The sequence below is a fragment of the Streptosporangium sp. NPDC048047 genome (assembly GCF_040653115.1).
Taxonomy (GTDB): domain Bacteria; phylum Actinomycetota; class Actinomycetes; order Streptosporangiales; family Streptosporangiaceae; genus Streptosporangium.
In genome coordinates, this window is the sequence record NZ_JBEZNH010000007.1 from 69,553 (window position 1) to 90,286 (window position 20,734).

Here is a 20,734-nt window from a genome sequence, read left to right on the forward strand (position 1 = left end):
GGAGTGAAGATAACCGCCGTGACCGACTCCCCCGAGGCTCGACTCCTGGTCGTCGAGGACGAGCCCAACATCCTCGAACTGCTGGCCGCGAGCCTGCGGTTCGCCGGGTTCGGCGTGAACACCGCGGGCAACGGGACCGACGCCGTCGCCTCGGCGCAGCGCCACCGCCCGGACCTCATCGTGCTCGACGTGATGCTTCCGGACATGGACGGGTTCGACGTCGTGCGGCGGCTGCGCGGCGGCGGCACCGACACCCCCGTGCTCTTCCTCACCGCGCGTGACGCCGTGGAGGACAAGATCAAGGGGCTGACGCTGGGCGGCGACGACTACGTGACGAAGCCGTTCAGCCTGGAGGAGGTCGTGGCCCGGATCCGGGCCGTGCTCCGCCGTACCGGGTCCGGAGACGTGCTCGCCCGGCCGCCCCGGCTGACCTTCGCCGACATCGAGCTCGACGAGGAGAGCCACGAGGTGTGGCGCGACGGCAGGGCGGTGGCGTTGTCGCCGACGGAGTTCAAGCTCCTGCGCTACTTCATGGCCAACGCCGGGCGGGTGCTGTCGAAGGCGCAGATCCTCGACCACGTGTGGGACTACGACTTCCGGGGCGACGTCGGGATCGTCGAGTCCTACGTCTCCGTGCTCCGCCGCAAGATCGACAACATCGATCCCCGGCTGATCCACACCCTGCGCGGCGTCGGTTACGTGCTGCGCCTCCCGCCTGGCGCATGACCGGCCAGGGCGTGCCATCGCGGGCCGGGGCCCTCAGGGGCGCCCCGCGGGTCGTGATCTTCAAGGGCACCCCGCTGCGGGTGAGGCTGATCGTGATCATCCTGGTCCTGCTGGTCATCGCGCTCACCCTCATCGGGATCGGCAGCGTCTCGATCATGCACGGCTACCTGATCGACCGGGTGGACAGCCAGATCGCCCTGACCACCGAGACCGCCCTGCGTCGCGTGCAGCGGGGCAACACGCTGCTGGCCGGCAAGCCGCTCTCGGCCGACACCAGGGTGGAGATCCGCGACCGGAACGGCGCGGTCCTCCTGCCGTTCACCGGCTCGGAGGTGGAGGACAAACCCGGCCCCCACGTGCCGGTGTGGCACCGGCCGGGGTCGTTCACCAGCGGGGAGTGGCGGGTCAGGCAGACCCCCCTGCCGGACGGCGGGAGCCTGGTCGTGGCCGTGGACATGTCCGAGGTCCGCCAGATCGTCGGCCAGCTCGCGCTGGTGGAGGTGCTGGGCGGCGGCGGGCTGATGCTGGTGCTCGCCGGGGCGGGCGTGATGGTCATCCGGCGGAGCCTGCGCCCGCTGGAGGAGATCGAGGCCACCGCCCAGGCCATCGCCGCCGGAGACCTGAGCCGCCGCGTCGCCGACGCCGACCCCCGTACCGAGGTCGGGCGTCTCGGCCAGTCGCTGAACGGCATGCTCACCCAGATCGAGACCGCCTTCCGGGCCAGGTCGGAGTCGGAGGCCGCGGCCCGCAGCTCCGAGGAGCGCATGCGCCGGTTCGTCGCGGACGCCTCGCACGAGCTGCGCACCCCGCTGACCTCGATCCGGGGGTTCGCCGAGTTCTACCGGCAGGCCCCGGACGTCGACGTCGCGCCGCTGATGCGCCGGATGGAGTCCGAGGCGGTCCGGATGGGCCTGCTCGTGGACGACCTGCTGATGCTCGCCCGGATGGACCAGCAGCGCCCGATGGCGACGCGACCGGTGGACCTGCTCGCCATCGCGGCCGACGCCGTCCACGACGCCCGGATCCTGGCCCCCAGCCGCTCCGTCACGCTCACCGTGGACGGCGCCGCGCTCATCGTCTCGGGCGACGAGGTACGGCTCCGCCAGGTCGTGGGCAACCTGATGACGAACGCGCTCACCCACACGCCCGACGGCACCCCGATCGAGGTGAGGCTGCGCGCCGATGACGGCGCGGCCGTCGTCGAGGTGGCCGACAAGGGGCCGGGGCTCAACGCCGAGCAGCGCGAACGCGTCTTCGAGCGGTTCTACCGCGTCGACTCGGCCCGCGGCCGCCGCACGCCCGAGGGCGGCGGCAGCGGGCTGGGCCTGGCGATCGTGGCCGCAATGGTCGAGGCCCACGGCGGCCGGGTCGCGGTGGAGTCCGCTCCGGACGAGGGGGCGACCTTCCGGGTCGTCCTCCCGCTCGCCGCCGAGACCGACTGACCCGTCCCGAAGCCAGGAAATCGCGTGGTCCGCGTGGTTCACGTCGGGAGTTCCACGACCCGGGTCACGGAATCGGCCTCCCGAGGCGGGCCGTGCGGTCGAGGGCCCGGCCGGACCCCGCGACCGCACGGGCTCACATCCCCTCGGGCCAGCCGCTGTCGGGGAAACCGCCGGTGGCCGTGCCGCCGGGGAGCACCACCCGGTCGTTCTCCGCCAGGCCCGAGACGATCTCGACGTACCGGTCGCCGCGGACCCCGGTCTCGACGACGCGCTCGACGCCGCCCTGGACGGTGACCACCGAGACGCCGCCCGGCCGGGACCGTACGGCCTGGGCCGGGAGGTAGAGCGTCCGCTCGGCCTCGGCGACCGTCACCCGGACGGTGGCGGTCTGGCCGACCAGGAGCCCGGCCGGGGGCTCGTCGAACGCCACCGTGACCCCGTACCGCACGAGCTGCCCGCCGACGGTGGCCGTGGGGTCGATGCGGGTCACCGTGCCGGTGTGCTCCTCGCCCTCCCGGGTGGCGAGGGCGACCCTGGCCCGCTGCCCGAGCTTCAGCCGGCCGATGTCGGACTCGGTGAACAGCGCCTCCACCTGGAGCTCGTCGAGGTCGCCGAGGGTGACGAACGCATCGGCGTCCGATTCGTCGCCGACGGAGCCGGCCACGGCCAGGACGGTCCCGTCCGCGGGGGCGACGATCCGCACGCCGTCCAGCTCCTCGCGGGCCGAGGTGAGGCCGGCCTCCGCCCGCTTCACCTCGGCCTGGGCCTGCTCCACGCTGAGCGCCTGCCGTCCGCCGCCGTCCTCGGTCGTTGCGCCGGTGCGGGTGGTGGTGCCCGTCCGGGTGGCCCCGGTGTCGCTTCCGGTGCCGTTCCGGGCTCCGGTACGGGTCGCGGTGTCGTTGCGGGTCCCGGTTTCGGCTCCGGTCCGGGTCTCGGTGCCGGTGCCGGTGCCGTCTCCGGTGCCGGTGGCCGTCCGGTCGTGGCCGGAGCCCTGATCCCGGCAGGCCGGGGCGGTGCGCGCCCCGGGGGTGCGGTCGACGGTCGGGGTGGGGCTCGCCCCGCGGCGCGCGGTCGAGGTGGGGGCGGCGCTGGGATGCCTGCTCGGTCCGGCGGTCGGGTGCCCGCCCGGCCCGGCGGTGGGCTCCGTCCCGGGACGCGTGGGTCCGGTGGTGACCGGCGGGTGGTCCCCGCCCGGCGCGGCGGTGACCGTGGCCGTGGCGGTCACCGTGGCGGTCACGGTGACCGTCGGGGCCGCCGTCACCGTGACCGTCACCGTCGGCGCGGGCTCCGGGCCGATGGCGCCGCCGGTGGGCGACGGGGTCGGGGCGGCCGTCGGGGTGACCGTAGGCGTGGGTGTGGGGGCGGGCGTCCGCTCCGGGCCCCGGGCGGACGAGGGGACTCGCGCGGGCGCGAGGAGGTACGCGGCCGGCGCGATTCCACCGGCCGGAGAGGTGGGGGTGCAGGTGGGGCCGGAGGTCGCGGGGACCTGTTCCCGGCCCCGCTGCCGCGGTTGCTGCGGCTGCGCGGCCTGCCGGGTGGCCCTCGGCGAAGCGGTCAGGGCGGTCGGGGAGGTCGGGGCTGCCGACGCGGTCTCGGCGTCGTCCAGCGTCTCCTGGGCCGCCGCGAGCTGCGCCTTCGCCGCGTCGTAGTGCTCGCGGGCGGCCGCCGAGTCGATCCGGGCGAGGACGTCGCCCCTGTCCACCCTGTCGCCGGCCTTGACGTAGACCTTCGTGACCCTGCCGGACGCGCCGAAGGCCAGTTCGCGGGTGTGGCCGTCCGTCGTCCGGCCCGCCGCGGACACCTCGGCCGTCACCGTCCCCCGCCGGGCGGCGGCGAGTTCCACCCGGGGAGCCGGGGCGGAGCCGTCGTCGAGCGCGTAGAGCACGCCCGCGCCCGCCAGGACGAGGGCGGCCAGGGCGAGTCCCCCCGTCCGTACCGGTTTCGGGAGATCAGTCGGTCTCATGGCGGACCATTGTGGCGTGCCCGATCCGCTCTCTCCTCAGGAACACCTGAGGGTTTCCTGCGTATCTCCGCCGGAATCCCGCGGGTCCCCAGGAAACCTTCAGCGATCTTGGGGGCTACGCCTCAGGAAGGTACGTCAGGGTACCGCCCTGTGAAGCTGTCGACCAAGCGCCGAGCGCTGATCGTCAACGGGACGCTCGCCGTCCTGTTGCTGGGCGGCGCGGGGATCGCCTACTCCTCCCTGAGCGGGGAGCCCTCCTCCGCGGAGACCGCCGGGGCCGACGGGTCCGCCGGGGCCGACGGGTCCGCCGGGGCCGACGGGGCCGCGGTGCGGACCGTGGCGGTGACGCGGGCCACGGTCGTCGCCTCCGTGACGGCCTCGGGAACGGTGACGAGTGCCCGGTCGCGCTCCCTGGGGTTCGGCACGGGCGGCACGGTGGAGAAGATCTACGTCGCCCCCGGCGACAAGGTGCGTGCGGGGCGGATCCTCGCCCGCCTGGACGACACCGCCGCCCGGGAGAGCCTTGACGCGGCGGCCGCCGCGCTCGACTCCGCCGACGACGACACCTCCACCGCCGCCTCCTACGCCCGGTACGTCACCGCGAGGAACGCCTACCGGGAAGCGCAGCGGACCGTGGCGGGCACGGTCATCAAGGCCCCGTTCGCGGGCACGGTCACCGCGGTCAACGGCACCGTCGGCGGCTCGGCCTCCGGCTCTGGATCAGCCTCGGCCTCGGCCTCCGGGTCGGGTTCGGGGTCCGGCTCGGGCGCGTCGGGGAACGGCGCGTCGGGGAACGGCGCGTCGAACGGCTCCGCCGCCAGGTCGGGCGGGTTCATCGAGCTCGCCGACACCGGGAGACTCCAGCTCGTCGGGAACTTCACCGAGTCCGACGTCACCAGGCTCAAGGTCGGGCAGCAGGCCGCGATCCGGTTCGACGCGCTGCCCGGCGTCACCGCGAGCGGCGAGGTCACCCAGATCCAGCCGACCGCCACGACCAGCGACAACGTGGTGCAGTACCCGGTGACGATCTCCTTCTCCAAGGCGCCGGAAGAGGTACGGCTCGGCCAGACGGCGACCGTCGAGGTGACCGTCGGCCGGGCCGAGGACGTCCTCGCGGTCCCCTCCTCGGTCGTCTCCACGGCCGGCGGCCGCAGCACGGTGACGGTCCTGCGGGACGGCCGGCGGGTGACGACCCCGGTCGAGGTCGGTGTCAAGGGCCTCACGCTCACCGAGATCACCTCCGGTCTCGCCGCGGGCGACCAGGTCGTCCGCCCGGCCGCCACCGGCACCTCCCAGCAGGGCGGCTTCCCCGGCCTCGGCGGCGGAGGCGGAGGCGGCAACGGCCGCCTGGGCCGGATCGGCGGCGGGGGCGGTGGCCGGTGAGCGTCCCCGTCCTGGCGGTCCGCGACCTGTCGAAGGTGTACGGCGAGGGCGACGCCCGGGTCCACGCCCTGCGCGGGGTGTCCCTCACCGTCGAACGCGGCGACTACGTGGCCATCATGGGCGCGTCCGGTTCCGGCAAGTCCACGCTGATGAACATCCTGGGCTGTCTGGACGTGCCGTCCTCGGGCCGTTACCTCATCGAGGGCACCGACGTCGGATCGCTGGACGAGCGTCGCCTCGCCGTGCTGCGCAACCGGAGGATCGGCTTCGTCTTCCAGTCGTTCAACCTGATCCCCCGGATGAGCGCGCTCGCCAACGTCGAGCTGCCCATGGCGTACGGCGGGGTCGGCGCGGCCGAGCGGCGGGCCCGCGCCCTGGCGGCCCTGGAGCGGGTCGGCCTGGCCGACCGCGTCCGGCACGAGCCGAACGAGCTGTCCGGTGGCCAGCAGCAGCGCGTCGCCGTCGCGCGGGCGCTGGTCACCGCGCCGTCCCTGCTGCTCGCCGACGAGCCGACGGGCAACCTCGACACCGCCTCCACCCGTGACGTCCTGGAGATCTTCGACGAGCTGAACGCCTCCGGCCGGACGATCGTGATCATCACCCACGAGGACGACGTGGCCGGGCACGCCAAACGGGTGGTCCGCCTGGTGGACGGCCGGATCGTCGACGACCGCCGGCAGGCGCCCGTCGAGGGCGCCCCGCCCCGGGCCCGTACGCCGGAGGTGCCCGCGTGAGCCGGTTCGAGATCCTCCGGTTCGCGCTGCGCGGGCTGGCGGCCAACAAGCTGCGCAGCTTCCTGACCACACTCGGCATCCTCATCGGGGTCGCCGCGGTGATCCTGCTGGTCGCCTTCGGCGAGGGCGCCTCGAGGTCCGTCCAGCAGAACATTCAGCGGCTGGGGTCGAACACGCTCACCGTCTCCGCGTCCTTCGCGGGCGGCGGGCCCGGCGGGTTCGCCGGCGGGCGCGGGGGCGGGGGCGGCGGGCCGCGCACCCAGGCCAGGCAGCTCACGCTGGACGACGCGCGGGCGCTGACCGACCGCGCGCAGGCCCCGTCGGTCCGGAGTGTGTCGCCTGTGGTGACCGCGAACGGGACCGCCGCGGTGTACGGGGGGACGAGCCACACGATCTCCCAGCTCGTGGGCACCTACCCCAGCTACTTCGAGGCGACCGACAAGGTGGTCGAGAAGGGGTCGTACTTCGTCAACGACGACGTGCTGGCCGCCCGGAAGGTCATGGTGGTCGGGCGGACCGTGGCCGGCGAGCTGTTCGGCGACGCCGACCCGGTCGGGCGGCAGGTCACCGTCTCCGGGGTGCCGTTCACGGTGGTCGGGGTGCTCAGGGAGCTGGGCTCGTCGGGGATGCAGGACGCCGACGACGTCGCGATCGTGCCGCTGCCGGCCGTACAGCAGAGCCTGACCGGGTTCGGCCCGCTCGGGTCGATCATCGTGCAGGCCACCGGCGCCGAGACGACGGACGCGGCCCAGGACGAGGTGACGGCCGTCCTCGACCAGCGGCACGGCATCGCCCCCGGCGGCGTCGCCGACTACCGCATCCTGAACCAGGCCACCTTGCAGGAGACGGTCAGCTCGACCATCGGCGTCTTCACCGCGCTGCTCGGCGCGGTCGCCGCGATCTCCCTGCTGGTCGGCGGCATCGGCATCACCAACATCATGCTGGTCACCGTGACCGAGCGGACGAGGGAGATCGGCATCAGGAAGGCCATCGGGGCGCCCAGGAGCGCGATCCTCGGCCAGTTCCTGATGGAGGCGACGGTGCTGAGCCTGGCGGGCGGCCTGGCGGGCGTGCTGGTCGCGCTGGCCGGCAGCCGATTCGCGGTCGCGGGCATCCAGCCCGTGGTCGTGCCGTCCTCGATCGCGCTGGCCCTCGGCGTCTCGGTGGGCATCGGGCTGTTCTTCGGCGGCTACCCGGCCAACCGGGCGGCCAAGCTCCGCCCCATCCAGGCCCTGCGCCACGAGTGACCCGGTACGGCGCCACCGCGCGCATCGAAGGCCGAGGAGAGCACGAGCGACCCGGTACGGCGCGCGCCGCGCGCACTGAAGGCTGAGGAGAGACAGATGGGGCCCAGGGGAAGACACGAGGGCGCGGGACCGGACGACGCGCCGGACGGCGCCGCCCACGCGGGGGAGGTGCTCGACACCTCTCCCTTCGGGGACGACCCGGAGACGGAGCCGGCGGGTCCGCCGCGGCACGGCCCGTCCAGGCTCACGCTCGTGCTGGGCGCGGGGGTGGTGCTCGTCGCCGGGGTCATCCTGGGCATCCAGGCGCACAAGGCGTTCGGCGGTCCCGCCGCGTCGAGCTCCGCGAGCGCCGCCGTACGGCAGGGCCCCGGCGGTTCCGGCGGCGGCTTCGGGAACGGCCAGGGCTTCGGGAACGGCCGGGGCGGCCAGGAGGGCCAGGGCACTCAGGGCGGTCAGGGCGACCAGAACGGGCAGGGCGCGCGGAACGGCCGGAGCGGACCGGGCGGCGACTTCGGCGGCCGGGGCGGGTTCGGCGGGGCGGCCGTCGGCACCGTGCAGCGGGTGGAGGGCACGAAGGTCTACGTCCAGACCAGGGACGGCTCCGTCATCACGGTCAACACCGGCGACGACACGACCGTGCGGGTCTCGAAGAAGGGGAAGGTCGCCGACCTGGAACCCGGCGGCACGGTGGTCGTCCAGGGGGAGAAGGCCGGGGACGGCTCGATCACCGCCACCGCGATCAGCGAGGGCGGCGGCCGGGGCTGACGGGCGGCGTCCGTATGCTGAAATCGTTTTCTCAGCAAATGTTCAGCCTGGGCTGAGCTGCGTTCCAGGGCGGTGAGCGAGCCTCGTGACCGTGCTGGACAGAGCCGAGGCCAGATTGCTCGTCGTGGACGACGAGCCGAACATCCGTGAGCTGCTCTCGGCCAGCCTGCGCAGATCCGGGTTCGAGGTGATCACCGCCGCGGACGGGCGGGAGGCGGTGCACTTCGCCGAGCGGACCCGGCCCGATCTCGTCGTGCTGGACGTGATGCTGCCCGACATGGACGGCTTCTCGGTCGCGGGGCGGCTGCGGGACGTGAGCAGCCAGACGCCGGTGCTCTTCCTGACGGCCCGGGACGCGACCGACGACAAGGTCGCGGGCCTGCGGGTGGCCGACGACTACGTGACGAAGCCGTTCAGCCTGGAGGAGGTCGTGGCGCGGATCCGGGCCGTGCTGCGCCGTACCCGGGGAGACCTCGACATCCCCGCCCGGCTGCGGGTCGGCACGCTGGAGCTGGACGAGGAGGCCCACCAGGTCTGGGTGTCCGGCGATCCCGTACGGCTGTCGCCCACCGAGTTCAAGCTGCTGCACTACTTCATGGTCAACACCGGGCGGGTGCTGTCGAAGGCGCAGATCCTCGACCACGTCTGGAACTACGACTTCGGCGGCGACGCCGGGGTCGTGGAGTCCTACGTCTCCTACCTCCGCCGGAAGGTGGACGTGAACGAGCCCCGGCTCATCCACACCCTGAGGGGCGTCGGCTACGTCCTGCGCGCCCCTCGCGATGATTGAACTTTAAGCGAACACTCAGGTTCGCCTCATCTACCCTTGAGGTTCGGCTGCTCCAATGGTCACCGCGTCACCCCAGATCCCCCCGTGACCACGGCGGATCAGGGCTCGCCTCCAGCTGCGGGGGAGGCGAGGCCGTTCCGGTCCGCCCTCGGGCACCGGGGACCGGGCCCCGTCGCCTACCGGATTCGCCCCCGTGATCCGGTCGGACGGCGGGGCCCTTTTCCATGCGCGGGGTCCGTGCGCGAGATCCCCGCGCGGAACCGATCACATCGGACGTCTAGGCCGTTCCCTTTCGGGAAGGACCGCTCCTATGAACGGGAACGGCGGTCTGCTGGAGGCGCTGCGGGAGCTGCGGGGGCGCCTCGATCCTGACCCGCTCCCTTTGGAGACCGGCGGCGTCGAGGCGGACCGCAGGGCGCTGCGTGAGCTGGCCGGCCAGCTCGACGACTATCTGATCCCGCGCCTGAGCGCGATCGACGCCCCGCTGCTGGCCGTCGTCGGGGGCTCCACCGGGGCGGGCAAGTCGACCCTGGTGAACTCGATCGTCGGCGCCGACGTCACGACGCCCGGGGTCCTGCGCCCCACCACGCTGGCGCCCACCCTGGTCACCAGCCCCGCCGACGAGGCGTGGTTCACCGAGCAGCACGTCCTGCCGGGCCTGCCCCGCGTCACCGGCGGCGGCTCCGGGGAGCCCGGCACGCTGCGGGTGGTCACCGTCGCCGGCCTGCCACCCGGACTGGCCCTGCTCGACGCGCCGGACATCGACTCGGTCGTCGCCGCCAACCGCGAGCTGGCCGCCCAGCTCCTCGCCGCCGCCGACCTGTGGCTGTTCACCACCACGGCCTCCCGCTACGCCGACGAGGTGCCGTGGGGGTTCCTGCGGTCGGCCCGGGAGCGGAGCACGGCCCTGGCCGTCATCCTGTCGCGGGTCCCGTCCGAGGCGATCGGCGTGGTCGAGCGTGACCTCGGGCGGCTGCTGGAGGCCAACGGCCTGGGCGGGACGCGCCTGTTCGAGGTGCCGGAGCTGGTCCTGCCCGAGGACAACGCGCGCCTGCCGCGTCAGGCGGTCCAGCCGATCGCCGACTGGCTGACCGGCATCGCCGCCGACTCCAAGGCCCGCGCGGACGTGGTCCGCCAGACGCTGTCCGGCGCCCTGGACAGCCTCGCCGTACGGGTTCCCGCCCTCGCCGACGCGGTGGACCGCCAGCGCGCCGCGGCCGAGGACCTCCGCTCGATGACGGGCGCCGCCTACGCCGGCGGGCTGGCCGCCTTCGACCAGGGCATGCTGGACGGCTCCCTGCTGCGCGGGGAGGTGCTGGCCCGCTGGCAGGACTTCGTCGGCACCGGCGATCTGATGCGCTCCCTGGAGAGCCGGGTGGGCCGGTTCCGCGACCGCCTGGTGGCGCTGTTCACCGGGCGGCCCGCGACCGACAGCGAGCTGCGCGTCGCCCTGGAGAGCGGGGTGGAGGCGCTGATCAGGGCGGCGGCCGACGACGCCGCCGAACGCGCGCTGGACTCGTGGTCGTCGCACCCGTCGGGGCGCGCCCTGCTGGAGGAGACCGGGGTCGTGGCGGCCGGGCGTCTGGGCCGGGCCTCCGCCGACCTGCCCGCCCGCTCCGAGGCGGCCGTCCGGGGCTGGCAGGAGTACGTCCTCGGCCTGGTCCGCGAGGAGGGCGCCGACCGGCGGACCGCCGCCCGCGTCACCTCCTACGGCCTCAACGGCGCGGGCCTGCTGCTGATGCTCGCGGTGTTCGCCTCCACCGGTGGCCTGACCGGGATCGAGGTCGGCATCGCCGGGGGGACCAGCGTGCTGAGCCAGAAACTGCTGGAGGCGGTCTTCGGTGACCAGGCGGTGCGGACCCTCACCGTCAAGGCCCGGTCCGACCTGCGGGCCCGCGTCGCCTCCCTGCTCGGCGCCGAGGCCACCCGGTTCACCGAGCTCCTCGACGCCGTGCGGCCGCCGGAGGACACCGCCGGCGCGCTGCGGGCCGCGGCGCGGGCCGTACGGGAACACCGGCGTGAGGTCCCGGCGGCCTCCGAGGGCCGGGGCGCGCTGCCGCCCGGCGGAGCCGCCGGAGGGGTGAACGGTCTGGACGGCGTGCCGCGGGGCGACGCGGACGCCGTTCCGAGAGGCGGCACCGAGGGGCGTGAGGCGTGAAGCTGCTGCGACGCAGGACCACGGTCTCCCTGGACGACCGGCTGGACGCGCTGGCCGAGGCAGCCGATCTCGCCGACGGACGGCTGGCCCCCGTCGCGGTCGCCGGGGCCCGCTCGGTGGTCGCCCGCGCCGGGGTACGGCGCAGCCTGTCGGTCGACCACACCGCGGTCGCGCTGGCCGGCGCCACCGGAAGCGGCAAGTCCTCGCTGTTCAACCTGCTGTCCGGCACGACGCTCGCCACGGTCGGGGTCACCCGGCCGACCACCTCGGCCGCGCAGGCGGCCCTGTGGGAGGGGACGGGCGCGGGGCCGCTGCTCGACTGGCTGGAGATCCCCCGCCGCCACGAGGTGGACGCCGGGGCCACCGGCGACGCCGTCACCGGCGGCTGGGCGAGCGGGGAGGTCCCCGGGCTGGTCCTGCTCGACCTGCCCGACCACGACTCGATCGAGGCGGCGCACCGGCTGGAGGTGGACCGGCTGGTCGAGCTGGTCGACCTGCTGGTGTGGGTGCTGGACCCGCAGAAGTACGCCGACGCCGCCGTGCACGACCGCTACCTGCGCCCGCTGTCCCGGCACCGCGACGTCACGGTGGTCGTCCTCAACCAGATCGACCGCCTGTCCCCGGCCGCCGTGGAACGCTGCCTGAAGGACCTGCGGCGGCTCCTCGACGACGACGGCCTGACCGGGGTGCCGCTGGTCGCGGTCTCGGCGCGTACCGGGGAGGGCGTGGACGAGCTGCGTTCCCTGCTCGTCTCGCGCGTCGCGAGCCGGCGCTCGTGGGCCGCCCGCCTGGCCGCCGACGTCGGCACGGCCTCGGACGCGCTCGCTCTGGCCTCCAGTGGCGCCGGTCTCCACGACGGGGAGTCCGTCATGGCCGGCGGGGCTCCCTACGGCGGCTCCGCGCCCGGCCCCGGCGCGGCGGCCCGCGAGGGGAGGTCCGGATCCGGCGCGACGGCTGGGAAGGAGACGTCCGGGCCCGGTTCGGCGGCCCGGGACGGGACGCCCGGCCCCGGCGCGACGAAGCGCCCCGGAGGCGGCGGCGCGGGCCCGGCCTTCGGGGTGGTGCGCGACGCCGGCGCCTCGGCCGTCGGTCAGGTCGAGGTCGTCCCGCCGCCGGAGGTCCCCCTGGACGACCTCGCGGGGCCGCTGACCGGCGCGCTGTCGCAGGCGGCGGGGGTCCCGACGGTGGTCGCCGCGGTGGCCAAGTCCCACCGGCACCGTTCCGTCGCCGCGACCGGCTGGCCGCCGACCCGCTGGATCCGCCGGCTGCGGCCCGACCCGCTGCGCCGCCTCCGCCTCGGCACTCCCGTCCCGTCCTCGACCCGGGAGGCCGGGTCCGCGCCGGGAGAGGGCGGTGGGCCCGTGGGCCGTACGTCCATCCCGGTCACGTCCGCCGTGCAGCGCTCGCGGATGGACACCGCCGTCCGCGAGGCCGCCGGAACCGCCTCGGAGGGACTGCCCGAGCCGTGGGCGGCGGCCGTACGGCAGGCCGCCCGGTCGCGCGCGGACGAACTGGAGGACGGCCTCGACCGCGCCGTGGCGACCACCTCGCTCGGCGCGTCGGGACGGCCCGCGTGGTGGAAGGCGGCGGGGCTGGCGCAGTGGCTGGTGCTGCTGGTGGCGCTCTCCGGGGCGCTCTGGCTGCTCGGCCTGATCGCCCTCGACTATCTCCGGCTTCCCCGGCCCTACATGCCGACCGCCGGGGAGCTGCCCTGGCCCACCGCGCTGCTGCTCGGCGGGGTGCTCCTCGGGCTGGTGACCGCGCTGCTCTGCCGGGTGGCCGCGTGGCTGGGCGGGCGCCGCCGGGCGCGCCGGGCGTCCCGGGCGCTGCGGGCGAGCGTGGGGCGGGTAGCCCGGGAGTTCGTGCTGGACCCGGTGGGGGAGGAGCTGACCCGCTACCGCCGGTTCGCCGAGGTGATCACGGTGGCCAGGGGCACGCCCCGCTGAACCGGCCGGCCGGAGACTCCGGCGCTCGGCGGATCAGAGGGGCGCCTCCCGCCGGGGCACGGGCACGGGACCGGCGGCCGTGCGCGGGTCGGCGTGCGGGGCGCTAGGTTGATGCTGCCTCGCCGAACGGCGCCGCCCGGCATGACGGACGGTGAAGCCGCGGGGCGGAACCCAGGAGGAGGATCGTGAACCGCAAAAGGCTCGATATCGGCGTGCCCCTCGTCTTCGCCGTCGCGATCGTGCTGACCTCGCTCTTCGGCGCGGAGGGGACCACCGTCGGGATGGTGGCGCTGGTGGGCGCCATCGCCATCGGGTTCTACTTCGCCGCGCTGCGCAAGAACATCGAGCCCTAGCCGGCGTCGGCGGGTGGCTTCGGGGTGAGCGCCTCCCGGTCGGAGGGGGACGGATCAGCGGAAGAGACCGGGGTCCGGGCGGACCTCGGAGCCGTCTCCCAGGAGGCGCTCAAGGGGGCTTCCTCACCGCGATGCCGACCGGTGGTGCCGGGGCGGCGCCCGGTGAGGGGCCTCGTCAGGCGACGAGGTTCACGTAGTAGCGGGAGTAACCGTTCATGTCGACCAGGCGGGTGCCGACGAGCCTGGCGGCGGTGCTGCCGATGTTGAGGCAGGAGTCGAAGGCGGTCTGGTAGACGTACATCGGGCCGTAGGGGCCGGTCCAGACGGCTCCGTTGGCGGCTTCGGCGTAGAAGGCGGCGTAGCGGTTGTCGGTGTTGAGGACGAACGCCTCGCCGCCCGGGTCGATGGCCCACCAGCCGCGGGTGCCCCACTGGCCGTAGTCACGGCAGGTGACGGGGCTGTAGAACATGATCGAGACCCACACCCTGGACACGTAGCGGTTGCGGAAGTGCAGCTCCACGGCCTACTCCTCCGGTTCCGTGAATCGCAGGGTCAGCGGCCGGTCGTCCAGCGCCTGCTCGGCCAGGGGCGGGAGGTGCTCGTCGGCGGCCGCTGTGATGACGGCGCGGTCGGCCGTCCCGGGACGCTCGTTGCGCTCCCCGGCGTTGGCCTCCGCCGCGCTCGCGAACGCCACCCGTGGGTCGGGAGGGCGTTCGCTGCCGTTTTCGGGCATGGTCTCACCTACATTCCTTGAATGCACAGGGTGATTTGATGAAAACGTACAGTCATGTCAAAGGGCTGTAAAGACACTTCTTCCCCTGGTCGAGGCGTGAATGATCGAAAGAGTGCGTCGGGGGTGAAAAAACCCGGAAAAGGGAGGAAATGTCGAACGGCCGGGCGTCCCGGCCGTTCGACACCGTCGTCGCCGGAAGGCGGCGGTCACCCCGCGGCGACGACGCGGGCGCTCTCTCGTCGAAGGCCGCGGCGAACGCCTCGACCGACGGTGGGTGGGCCAGGTGCAGGTCCGGGTCGAAGTTCGGGTCCACCCAGACCGGCCGGACACCGGACAGGATCAGCCCGGCCACCATGGCCTTGTGGGCGTCCCTGCCGAGCACCGGCTTCTCGTGCGGGCCGGCCGCCGCCATCAAGGAGGGCCTGGGCCTGTCCTTGATGGCGGCATCCCGACCCGACAACTCCTATCGTCTGCTGCCGGCCCGACGGGCTGGCCTCACTTCAGGTGCCGGGTGAGGAATCGGCCCGCTTCGTCACCCGCGGCCTGCGGGACGCCGGTGTGCCCGCCCATATTGGCGTGCAGCGTCTTCTCCTTGGAGCCGAAGGCGTCGAACAGGTCCAGGGCCGCCTGCCGGTCGTTCCCTTCGTCGTCCCACTGCAGCAGGACGTGCAGAGGAATGGTGACCTTGCGGGCCTCCTCGAACATGGCGCGAGGGATGAAACTCCCGGCGAACAGAACAGCAGCCGAGATACGCGGCTCAACCACCGCCAGCCGGGTCCCGATGGAGATCACTCCCCCCGAGTATCCGACCGGGCCGCCGATCTCGGGCAGCGACAGGAGGGTGTCCAGGGCGGCCTGCCATTCCGGGACCGCCTTGTCGACCAGGGGGAGGATGAGGGCGTCGATGATCTCGTCGCTGACCGGCTCGCCGGCCTCCATAGCCCGGTGCAGGTCGGCGAGGGCCTGCTCGCCGCCGGGCAGGCGGGGCCGGTCGCCGGCTCCGGGGAGTTCAATGGTGGCCGTGGCGAAGCCGTCCGCCGCGGAGTGCCGGGCTCGGGCCACCAGTCGGGGGTACGTCTTGCGCAGCCCGAGAGGAGGGGGACTGAGCAGGATCAGCGGCACCGGTGCGGATGCGGATGCGGATCCGGGCGTCCACAGGATGCCGGGAGTCTCGCCGAGGGTGAATTCGCGCTCGAGGACACCATCGTCGAGCCGCTGTTCGGAAGTGAAGTGCATGGTCGTACCTTTCGGGAGTGCCATTGAACGGCGCTCCCGGACGACCTATCGCCCGACCGTGACCCCGCGGGGGAGCACCCATGTCGATACTGTGTTCACGGGTACCACCTCCTCGCTCTCTTGCACGGTCTCCGGAAAGATAGCAGTGGCCGCTGTGGTCCGCCAACGGGTTTTTGCGGGCCTGTCCGGTCACGTGTCGGCCGGTCTCGACGGCATCAAGCAGCCGCCGAGTTTCTTCCTGGTCAGCCATGGGTCGGTCACGTCGTCATCTGTGTAGCGTCACGACGGCCAGTATCCGAGCGGATGCACATCACCCGTCGAGCGACGGTTGTCAGAAACCTCCGAGAACGACTGGTTCCCAGAAGTAGAGTCCCGGTGTGACTTCCGAGAATCCGGCTCCGGCCGGGTCCTTCGTCACCCAGCTGCATCCGCGGACCCGACGCCGCCGGCCGCATCGACCAACTCCGCCACGCCCTCGCCGAACTCATCACCAAAGACGGCTGGACCACCCGAGGCGAACCCCCCTGACCTGCGGCTCAACGCTTATCGAGAAGTCTCGTCGGAATATGACCACGACCTCGTTCTACTGGTTGAGGCCCCCATGACCTGTTCGAACCGGGCCCGGGCCTGTACGGGGTCGAAGCCGTCCAGCCCTTCACGCATCAGCTCGTGGATCCGCCGTTCGGCGTCGCTCTGCGCCGCGCCGACGGCGGCCAGCACCTCCTCGGCCAGTGTCCGGCTGTCCAGCCGCAGGGCGCGGGGGTCGAACCCGACCTCCAGCACCGTCCCGTCCGGTCCGGCCGACGCCCTGACGTGGCCGGACGGGCCTTCGCCCGTTCCCACGACCTCGTCGAGCTCGTTCTGTGCCTCTTCGATCCACGCCATCATCCGCTGTGAGCGTCTCAACTCCTCATTGAGATCCTCGTCGCGGATGTTGCCCGGATCCATGCGAAAGTCGTCCAACCTTCCACCCCCAGGGAAAAGAATCCACGTCGGCCGTCGGCTGCTCAGAACAACTCGCGAGCCACCTGCTCGACCCGGTCGCGGATGAAGGTCTCGTCCAGCGGTTCCGGCATGGACGCGGCGAGGGCCCGCACCTCACCCAGGATCTCTTGCGAACGCCGCCCCGCCGCCTGCTGGGCCTGCCGGAGCGCCGCCGCCACCTCCCGGCCGAGAGCGGCGTGACCGAGCCGCAGCGCGCGTGGGTCGAGGTGGAGCGTCAGGATGCCGCCCTGCCCGTCGGAGGTGGCCCGCACCAGTCCGTCGGCGGCCTCGCCCTCCTCGACGAGGCCGCGGATCCTCTCCTCGCTCTCCTCCAACGTCCTCATCGCCTGGAGGGCGTGGTGCAGCGTCTCGTCCAGGTAGCGAAGCTCGTCTCCCGGTTCGGGCATCGGCGGCATGTCGTACTCCCGGAAGTGACCAGAGGGCGGGCGACGGCCAGTCTAGACGGAACTCAGAAGCCGTTAGGTAGCCATATGTAGGTATGAAGGCAGCGCTAAGTAGCTATAGATAACTTTTCGGGAATTCCTGGTGATTTACGTTAAGGTCACCGCCATGACTTTCGGGTTTGAGATCGCTCCTGATGCCACAGGGCAGGACGCCTCCCGGATACGAACTCACGGGGAAGAGTACGACGCCGCGGTGCAGCGGCTGCGGGACCGCGGCGTGGGCGGCGGGTCCTGGGGTGACGACGGTCTGCTCGGGCCGCTCACCGCCGTGTACGCCGACTGCTCCGCGGCGGCGGTCGAAGCCTTGACCGGTCTTTCCAGCGTGATCACCGGGGTCGGCGACGGACTGCGGGCCGTGGCGGCCAACAGCGCGACGACGGAGACCGACCGGACGAGGGAGATCGGCGAGTTGGGTGGCGCGTCATGGGGGTGACGCTCCCGCCCGAGGTCGCGGGAATCGTGTCGATCTTCGCACCGTGGCCGAACGTCGACGAGGACGAGATCAGGAAGGACGCGGACGCCTGGCGCACCGTGCTCGCGGGCGCCCAGCCGGCGGGCGAGGCGGCCGACGGGCAGGTACGGCGGACACAGGACCACTACCGGGGAGACTCGGCGACCGAACTGGCGGGCCTCTGGCAGGAGAGCGGCGGCGACGGAGGGCATCTGAGCACCGCCGTCGGCGCCGCCCGGTCCGCTCCGGCGGTGCTCGACGGCACCGCGATGGTGGTGACGGCCACGAAGGTGGCGGTGGCCACGCAGGCCGTGAGAGCCATCGTCATGATGCGGGCCCAGATGCTGACGGGTGGAGCGTTCGGCGTCGGCGCGGCGGCCGCGACGATGTACGCCACCCGTCACGCGACGGGCCGGATCCTGCGCGAGACCACCGAGGGCGCCGGCCGGGTGCTGGCCCCGGCGGTCAGCCGCCGGGTCACCCAGCCGCTCCGGCAGATCATCGAGAAGATGCGTGGTCCCGGGGGCGGTGGCGGGCCGATGCTGGCCGGGGCCGGCGGCCCCCGGGTGCCGATGGGACGGTCCCCCTTCCCGCGGGCCGCCGGCCGGGCCGACGAGCCGCCGGGCATGATGCTCTTCGGGAGGAAGAGCGGCGGAGGCGGTTCCTCCGGCGGCCAGGGTGGCAAGAAGCCGCTCAACCAGGCGAACAGGAAGCCCCACGAGTCGGGGGGCAGCGCTTCCACGAAGGACAAGCACGAGAAAGCCGCGGGCCACGGGGGCCGCCGGAACATCCCGGAGAACCCCAACAAGCGCAAGAAGGGTTGACGGCGCCGTCGTCGACGGTTGACGTACCCGGGGAGGAAGTGCCTGATGAGTGCCGACGAGAGGCTCGACCGGGCCAACCGGCTGGCCGCGCTCGGCCTGCACGAGGAGGCGGCGGAACTGTACGAGCAGGCCGTCCGGGAGCGCGTGCCCGGAGCGGCGGTGCGATACGGGCGGATGCTGTTCCTCGAGGACGACCACCCGGCGGCGGAACGGGTGCTGCGGGCGGCCCTGGCTGACGGGGACACCGACGCGTATGACTGGCTCTCCGACACTCTGGTCGCCACCGGACGTCCCGAGGAGGCGGCCCGTCTCATGGAGACGGCCGCCGGCCAGGGGATTCCGGGGAGCGCGCTGCGGGCGGCGACCATCTGGGCCGACGCCGTGGGAGACCGTCCCAGGGCGGAGGAGTGGTATCGGAAGGCGGTCGAGCGGGACGAGCCCGGCGCGGTCAACGACTACGGGGTCTTCCTCTCGGAGGACGATGACCGCCAGGAGGAGGCGGAGCGGCTGTTCCGGAGGGCGGCCGAAGAGGGGGACACCCTGGCGTTCGGCAACCTCGGGGGGATGGAGCTGGACCGGGGGGACCCGGAGGCGGCGATCGACTGGCTGCGGCAGGGGCTGGCCGCCGGGAGCGAGCCCGGATCGTCGGCGATGCTGCACCTCGCCGTCGCCGAGGAACAGCTGGGACGCTTCGACGACGCGCGTGCCCATTTCGACCGCGCCGTCAAGGCGGGTGTCCCTGACGCCCTCGTCAAGAGAGCCCAGTTCCTGGCCGACCACGGCGCTGCCGAGGAGCGGGCCGCCGCCGAGGCCGACTTCCGGGCCGCCATCGACAACGACGAGGAGGGCGCCCTGTACTACTACGCGGTGTTCCTCGACCGGGCGGGCCGTACCGAGGAGGCGGCCGACCACTACCTGCGGGCGATCGAGGCCGGGTCCGACGGCGCGTACGAGGACCTCGCCCTCATCGAGCGGGAACGGGGGAACACCGGCCTCGCGGAGGAGTACCTCAAGGAGAGCATCGCCGCCGGCTGGCTGAGCGCCGTGTTCTCCTACGCGGAGCTTCTCGGGGAGCTGGGCCGGGACTCCGAGATCGCGGCGCTGGTCCCGCAGGCCGAGTCGCTGGGCGCCACCGCCGAACAGTTGCGGTCCCTGACGGGCGGTCCGGAGCAGGACCGGGGGGAGCGAAGCGCGGAAGACCATGGCCAGGCGGTGCAGGACCGATCGGAGCAGGGCCACGTGCGGCAGGACCCGACGAGCCGGGACCAGGAGGGTGGGCCGGCCGGGCAGGGCCGGGCGGAGCGGGAAGATTCACGGTGAACCGGATCCGGGCGGACCCCCGCCGGCTCGGCACATGACCTGCGGCCCCGCCCGCCCCGTCCCCGTCCCCGGACCGGCTCAGGCGAGCCGCGGCTCCAGGCGCCCCCACTTCCGGACCGGCTCAGGCCGCCAGGCCCTCCCCGAGCGAGGCGATGATCTGCGGCCCGTAGCCGCTCGCGGCCAGCGGGGCGCGGATGTCGCGCTCCAGGTTCGGCAGGTAGCCGACCAGCAGGTCGGCCGGCCCGGTGACCCGTACCAGGCCGAGGGCGGCGGGCAGCAGCAGCGTCCGCGCCGGCTCCAGGGTCTCGCACCACCCGCCGGCCTCGACCGCCACCGGGGCGCCGACGTTGCTCACCACGAGCGCGGTGTCGAACCGGCCCGCCGGTGACACGCCGGCCGCCACCCGCCAGCGCTCCAGGGCGAAGTACGGTCCGGCGCAGCAGATCACCCGCTCGACGTCCTCGCCCGCGGGGACGCGCAGGCCCGGCTGGAAGTCGGGCCGCGACTCCGGCCGCCACTCCTCCAGCAGCCGTTCGACGCCGGCGTGCCACTCGCGGGTCCCCAGGGCGGAGCCGTCCTCCATGCGCCAGGGCATGGCGTGCTGCTGGATGTCGGAGGTCTGCTCGATCTCGTAGACGAGGGTGCCGGGACCGAAGCCGTGCAGCGTCCCGCCGGGCACGTACACCGTCTCGCCCGGCCGCACCGGGAGCCGCCGCATCACCGCGTCGAAATCCTGCTCCAGGAGGGCCGCGCGCAGCTCGTCCCGGCCCACGCCCTCCTTGACGCCGACCAGGGCGGTGGCGCCGGGAACGGCGTCCAGGACGTGCCACGCCTCGGTCTTGCCGTTCGGCTGGGCCTGCAGCCGCCGCGCGGTCGCGTCGTCGGCGTGCAGGTGCACCGGCAGCATGCCGGTGGCGTCGACGAACTTCGTGAGCACCGGGAAGTGCGGCCCGCTCCAGCCGTGGCACACCAGCTCGCCCGGCCGGTCCTCGACGAGCTCCCGCAGCGTGCAGCCGGCCAGGGGGCCGTTGCTCACCACCGCGCTGTCACCCTCCAGGTCGCTCACCTCCCACGTCTCGGCGACGGGCCCGTCGGGAAGGCCGGTACGGCCCAGCCGCTCGGCGATGGCCCGGCCGCCGAAGACGTGGTCGCGGATCGGGCTGCTGAGACGCAGTGGATACCAGTTCATCGGAAACCTCCGGGGAGCCCCCGCCT

At 73.5% G+C, this 20,734-nt stretch carries 21 protein-coding genes; 13 read left to right on the forward strand and 8 right to left on the reverse strand.

All coding sequences use genetic code 11. The features are described from left to right. The first annotated feature begins 18 nt into the window (after nt 1–18). Both AB0D67_RS08410 and AB0D67_RS08415 read left to right on the forward strand, forming a co-directional pair. Nucleotides 19–726: a response regulator transcription factor gene (locus AB0D67_RS08410; protein ID WP_362931358.1), complete on the forward strand. Its 708-nt coding sequence runs from the start codon at nt 19–21 to the stop codon at nt 724–726. Further along, a complete protein-coding gene (locus tag AB0D67_RS08415; RefSeq protein WP_362931360.1) occupies nt 723–2,168 on the forward strand; it encodes an ATP-binding protein in 1,446 nt (481 codons plus the stop codon). The genes AB0D67_RS08410 and AB0D67_RS08415 overlap by 4 nt, the downstream gene beginning before the upstream one ends. A gap of 133 nt (nt 2,169–2,301) precedes the next feature. Here the strand turns inward: AB0D67_RS08415 and AB0D67_RS08420 are convergent, their stop codons facing one another. Beyond that, nucleotides 2,302–4,131 carry an efflux RND transporter periplasmic adaptor subunit gene (locus tag AB0D67_RS08420; RefSeq protein ID WP_362931362.1) on the reverse strand — a complete coding sequence of 610 codons (1,830 nt, stop codon included), beginning with the start codon at nt 4,129–4,131 and terminating at the stop codon, nt 2,302–2,304. Nucleotides 4,132–4,281: 150 nt separating this feature from the next. Between AB0D67_RS08420 and AB0D67_RS08425 the strand changes: the two genes are divergently transcribed. The 8 genes from AB0D67_RS08425 (at nt 4,282) to AB0D67_RS08460 (ending at nt 13,507) form a co-directional block, all read left to right on the forward strand. Then, the gene (locus tag AB0D67_RS08425) at nt 4,282–5,514 is read left to right on the forward strand and encodes an HlyD family efflux transporter periplasmic adaptor subunit (protein ID WP_362931364.1); all 1,233 of its coding nucleotides are present in this window, start codon (nt 4,282–4,284) and stop codon (nt 5,512–5,514) included. Next, nucleotides 5,511–6,248 (forward strand): ABC transporter ATP-binding protein, encoded by a 738-nt coding sequence (locus AB0D67_RS08430; protein ID WP_362931366.1) that lies wholly within the window; start codon nt 5,511–5,513, stop codon nt 6,246–6,248. Before AB0D67_RS08425 ends, AB0D67_RS08430 begins: the two co-directional genes overlap by 4 nt. Then, nucleotides 6,245–7,495, forward strand: coding sequence for an ABC transporter permease (locus AB0D67_RS08435; RefSeq protein WP_362931368.1), 1,251 nt, complete (start codon nt 6,245–6,247; stop codon nt 7,493–7,495). The genes AB0D67_RS08430 and AB0D67_RS08435 overlap by 4 nt, the downstream gene beginning before the upstream one ends. Nucleotides 7,496–7,591: 96 nt before the next feature. Beyond that, nucleotides 7,592–8,260 (forward strand): hypothetical protein, encoded by a 669-nt coding sequence (locus AB0D67_RS08440; RefSeq protein WP_362931370.1) that lies wholly within the window; start codon nt 7,592–7,594, stop codon nt 8,258–8,260. Between the two features lie 85 nt (nt 8,261–8,345). Beyond that, entirely contained in the window at nt 8,346–9,050 is a 705-nt protein-coding gene (locus tag AB0D67_RS08445) for a response regulator transcription factor (protein WP_362931372.1), read from the forward strand. Nucleotides 9,051–9,360: 310 nt separating this feature from the next. Continuing rightward, entirely contained in the window at nt 9,361–11,208 is a 1,848-nt protein-coding gene (locus tag AB0D67_RS08450) for an ABC transporter (RefSeq protein ID WP_362931374.1), read from the forward strand. Then, entirely contained in the window at nt 11,205–13,154 is a 1,950-nt protein-coding gene (locus AB0D67_RS08455; RefSeq protein ID WP_362931376.1) for a GTPase, read from the forward strand. The genes AB0D67_RS08450 and AB0D67_RS08455 overlap by 4 nt, the downstream gene beginning before the upstream one ends. 185 nt (nt 13,155–13,339) lie before the next feature. Further along, complete coding sequence (locus AB0D67_RS08460; RefSeq protein ID WP_179826102.1) at nt 13,340–13,507, forward strand: hypothetical protein; 168 nt, start codon at nt 13,340–13,342, stop codon at nt 13,505–13,507. Between the two features lie 175 nt (nt 13,508–13,682). Here AB0D67_RS08460 and AB0D67_RS08465 read toward each other — a convergent pair whose 3' ends face one another. The 6 genes from AB0D67_RS08465 to AB0D67_RS08490 all read right to left on the reverse strand — a co-directional run bounded on the left by AB0D67_RS08465 (nt 13,683) and on the right by AB0D67_RS08490 (nt 16,876). Further along, entirely contained in the window at nt 13,683–14,027 is a 345-nt protein-coding gene (locus AB0D67_RS08465; protein ID WP_362931378.1) for a DUF1036 domain-containing protein, read from the reverse strand. A 3-nt stretch (nt 14,028–14,030) separates the two neighbouring features. Then, nucleotides 14,031–14,240 (reverse strand): hypothetical protein, encoded by a 210-nt coding sequence (locus tag AB0D67_RS08470; RefSeq protein WP_362931380.1) that lies wholly within the window; start codon nt 14,238–14,240, stop codon nt 14,031–14,033. 52 nt (nt 14,241–14,292) lie between these two features. Next, nucleotides 14,293–14,652 (reverse strand): hypothetical protein, encoded by a 360-nt coding sequence (locus AB0D67_RS08475; protein WP_362931382.1) that lies wholly within the window; start codon nt 14,650–14,652, stop codon nt 14,293–14,295. Nucleotides 14,653–14,735: 83 nt separating this feature from the next. Continuing rightward, the gene (locus AB0D67_RS08480; RefSeq protein ID WP_362931384.1) at nt 14,736–15,476 is read right to left on the reverse strand and encodes an alpha/beta hydrolase; all 741 of its coding nucleotides are present in this window, start codon (nt 15,474–15,476) and stop codon (nt 14,736–14,738) included. A gap of 543 nt (nt 15,477–16,019) precedes the next feature. Next, nucleotides 16,020–16,439: a YbaB/EbfC family nucleoid-associated protein gene (locus AB0D67_RS08485; RefSeq protein WP_362931386.1), complete on the reverse strand. Its 420-nt coding sequence runs from the start codon at nt 16,437–16,439 to the stop codon at nt 16,020–16,022. A gap of 44 nt (nt 16,440–16,483) precedes the next feature. After that, entirely contained in the window at nt 16,484–16,876 is a 393-nt protein-coding gene (locus tag AB0D67_RS08490) for a YbaB/EbfC family nucleoid-associated protein (RefSeq protein WP_362931388.1), read from the reverse strand. Between the two features lie 154 nt (nt 16,877–17,030). Here AB0D67_RS08490 and AB0D67_RS08495 point away from each other — a divergent pair, with 154 nt between their 5' ends. From AB0D67_RS08495 to AB0D67_RS08505, 3 genes are read left to right on the forward strand one after another with little or no spacing between them, the layout of a single operon-like run. Further along, nucleotides 17,031–17,357, forward strand: a complete 327-nt coding sequence (locus AB0D67_RS08495) for a hypothetical protein (RefSeq protein WP_362931390.1) — start codon at nt 17,031–17,033, stop codon at nt 17,355–17,357. Then, nucleotides 17,348–18,199: a hypothetical protein gene (locus AB0D67_RS08500; protein WP_362931392.1), complete on the forward strand. Its 852-nt coding sequence runs from the start codon at nt 17,348–17,350 to the stop codon at nt 18,197–18,199. The genes AB0D67_RS08495 and AB0D67_RS08500 overlap by 10 nt, the downstream gene beginning before the upstream one ends. Nucleotides 18,200–18,244: 45 nt before the next feature. Further along, on the forward strand, nt 18,245–19,519 hold the full coding sequence (locus AB0D67_RS08505; RefSeq protein ID WP_362931394.1) for a tetratricopeptide repeat protein: 1,275 nt from the start codon (nt 18,245–18,247) through the stop codon (nt 19,517–19,519). A gap of 121 nt (nt 19,520–19,640) precedes the next feature. Here the strand turns inward: AB0D67_RS08505 and AB0D67_RS08510 are convergent, their stop codons facing one another. Next, the gene (locus AB0D67_RS08510) at nt 19,641–20,708 is read right to left on the reverse strand and encodes a type I phosphomannose isomerase catalytic subunit (protein ID WP_362931395.1); all 1,068 of its coding nucleotides are present in this window, start codon (nt 20,706–20,708) and stop codon (nt 19,641–19,643) included. Nucleotides 20,709–20,734: the final 26 nt, after the last annotated feature.

Excerpts from the sequence above, each read along its gene's own strand:
- AB0D67_RS08415 (WP_362931360.1), top strand. The coding sequence starts at position 723 with ATGACCGGCCAGGGCGTGCCATCGCGGGCCGGGGCCCTCAGGGGCGCC.
- AB0D67_RS08420 (WP_362931362.1), bottom strand. The coding sequence starts at position 4,131 with ATGAGACCGACTGATCTCCCGAAACCGGTACGGACGGGGGGACTCGCC.
- AB0D67_RS08440 (WP_362931370.1), top strand. The coding sequence starts at position 7,592 with ATGGGGCCCAGGGGAAGACACGAGGGCGCGGGACCGGACGACGCGCCG.
- AB0D67_RS08450 (WP_362931374.1), top strand. The coding sequence starts at position 9,361 with ATGAACGGGAACGGCGGTCTGCTGGAGGCGCTGCGGGAGCTGCGGGGG.
- AB0D67_RS08470 (WP_362931380.1), bottom strand. The coding sequence starts at position 14,240 with ATGCCCGAAAACGGCAGCGAACGCCCTCCCGACCCACGGGTGGCGTTC.
- AB0D67_RS08475 (WP_362931382.1), bottom strand. The coding sequence starts at position 14,652 with ATGGCGGCGGCCGGCCCGCACGAGAAGCCGGTGCTCGGCAGGGACGCC.
- AB0D67_RS08480 (WP_362931384.1), bottom strand. The coding sequence starts at position 15,476 with ATGCACTTCACTTCCGAACAGCGGCTCGACGATGGTGTCCTCGAGCGC.
- AB0D67_RS08490 (WP_362931388.1), bottom strand. The coding sequence starts at position 16,876 with ATGCCGCCGATGCCCGAACCGGGAGACGAGCTTCGCTACCTGGACGAG.
- AB0D67_RS08495 (WP_362931390.1), top strand. The coding sequence starts at position 17,031 with ATGACTTTCGGGTTTGAGATCGCTCCTGATGCCACAGGGCAGGACGCC.
- AB0D67_RS08500 (WP_362931392.1), top strand. The coding sequence starts at position 17,348 with ATGGGGGTGACGCTCCCGCCCGAGGTCGCGGGAATCGTGTCGATCTTC.
- AB0D67_RS08505 (WP_362931394.1), top strand. The coding sequence starts at position 18,245 with ATGAGTGCCGACGAGAGGCTCGACCGGGCCAACCGGCTGGCCGCGCTC.
- AB0D67_RS08510 (WP_362931395.1), bottom strand. The coding sequence starts at position 20,708 with ATGAACTGGTATCCACTGCGTCTCAGCAGCCCGATCCGCGACCACGTC.